We start from the raw sequence: 251 nt of genomic DNA, 5'->3' as shown, positions 1-251 counted from the left end.
GCCTTGGCCACCGTACCGCAAGCGGCACGCTTTTCCTGAATCCAGGCGATTTCCTGCGCACTGAGTTGACGCCGGGCAGAGGGCTGGGATACGGAAAACAGCTGGTTGTAGTCTTTCGTGAGCTGACTGTTTTCATAGTCATAGACTTTCTGCAATGTTTGCAATCCAGATGATGTTGGCACGACCGGTGCTCCCCAAGCGATACCGAGAGAGGATAGCACTGCTGCAGTGACCCAGGCAGTCCTGCGCGG

General features: G+C 56.2%; 1 protein-coding gene. It reads right to left on the bottom strand.

What is annotated here, in order from left to right; translation table 11 throughout:
* Positions 1-182 (bottom strand): lysozyme inhibitor LprI family protein (locus HAP95_RS06095; protein WP_215883404.1); only part of this gene is annotated, 182 nt, incomplete at its 3' end.
* Positions 183-251: the final 69 nt, after the last annotated feature.

Source organism: Acidithiobacillus sulfurivorans (assembly GCF_018853815.1).
Classification (GTDB): domain Bacteria; phylum Pseudomonadota; class Gammaproteobacteria; order Acidithiobacillales; family Acidithiobacillaceae; genus Acidithiobacillus; species Acidithiobacillus sulfurivorans.
The sequence above is the reverse complement of the archived record's forward strand: the minus strand, read 5'-3'. Positions and strand labels throughout refer to the sequence as shown.